We start from the raw sequence: 1326 nt of genomic DNA, 5'->3' as shown, positions 1-1326 counted from the left end.
CTGCGGGTGCGGCGAACGCCCTTGGCCACCGCGCGAACCAGTCCGTGATCGCGGGTCAGCAGGGTGACGATCCGGTCGGCCTCGCCGAGCTTGTGCTGGCGCAGCACAACGGCCCGGTCTCGATATAGCCGCATCACAATAGTTTTGCACCCCGCCGCGACAATCCGGGTATCCGCGCCGTTAGTCTCGTACCCCGTGATTGGCGCTTCCGGGTCCGCCTTCGGGGCCTTTTCTGGCCCGGGTTCGGGATCCGGCGGCCAGCGCCTGCCCACGCTGACCGACCTGCTCTATCAGCTGGCCAGCCGCGCGGTGACGTCCACCACCCTGGTCAGCCGCTCCCTGCACGCCATTCACACCAGCCAGTCGACGCTCAATGCCTTTCGGGTCGTGCTGACCGAATCGGCGCTGGCCGACGCGGCGGAGGCCGACCGGCGCCGCGCGGCCGGCGACACCGCCCCGCTGCTGGGCATCCCGATCGCGGTCAAAGACGACGTCGACGTCAAAGGGGTGCCGACCGCGTTCGGCACCGAGGGTTACGTCGCGCCCGCCACCCAGGACGCCGAGGTAGTCCGCCGCCTGAAAGCCGCCGGCGCGGTGATCGTGGGCAAAACGAACACCTGCGAACTGGGGCAATGGCCGTTCACCAGCGGCCCCGGCTTCGGACACACTCGCAATCCCTGGTCGCGCCGGCACACGCCGGGCGGATCGTCGGGGGGCAGCGCGGCCGCGGTGGCCGCCGGCCTGGTTACCGCCGCGATCGGGTCCGACGGCGCCGGCAGCGTGCGCGTCCCCGCGGCGTGGACGCACCTGGTGGGCATCAAGCCGCAGCGCGGCCGCATCTCCACCTGGCCCCTGCCGGAGGCGTTCAACGGGATCACGGTCAACGGCGTGTTGGCGCGCACCGTGGAGGACGCCGCGTTGGTGCTGGACGCCGCGTCGGGCAACGTCGAGGGCGACCGGCACAAACCGCCACCAATCACGGCCTCCGACTATGTCGGGAAGGCGCCCGGGCCGCTCAACATCGCGCTGTCGACGCGGTTCCCCTACACCGGTTTCCGGGCCAAGCTGCACCCGGAGATCCTGGCCGCGACCCGGGCCGTCGGCAAGCAACTGCAGCTCCTGGGCCACACCGTCGTGCCCGGCAACCCCGACTACGGCCTGCGGTTGTCGTGGAACTTCCTGGCCCGATCGACCGCGGGGCTGCGGGAGTGGGAGGAGCGGCTGGGCGACGGCGTCATCTGGGACCCCCGCACGCTGTCCAATCTGCGGGTGGGCCACGTGATGGGCGAGGCGATCCTGCGCAGCGCGCGCCGCCACGAAGCCGCC

The 1326-nt window shown here is 71.6% G+C and carries 2 protein-coding genes; one reads left to right on the top strand and one right to left on the bottom strand.

All coding sequences use genetic code 11. The features are described from left to right. On the bottom strand, positions 1 to 134 hold a 134-nt coding region (locus A5706_RS32465; RefSeq protein WP_197517911.1), incomplete at its 3' end, for a DNA repair protein RecO. A gap of 61 nt (positions 135 to 195) precedes the next feature. Between A5706_RS32465 and A5706_RS20980 the strand changes: the two genes are divergently transcribed. After that, positions 196 to 1326, top strand: a 1131-nt coding sequence (locus tag A5706_RS20980; RefSeq protein ID WP_068134722.1) for an amidase, incomplete at its 3' end; no start/stop codon positions are given.

The organism is Mycobacterium sp. E796, from assembly GCF_001672815.1.
Lineage (GTDB): Bacteria > Actinomycetota > Actinomycetes > Mycobacteriales > Mycobacteriaceae > Mycobacterium.
The sequence above is the reverse complement of the archived record's forward strand: the minus strand, read 5'-3'. Positions and strand labels throughout refer to the sequence as shown.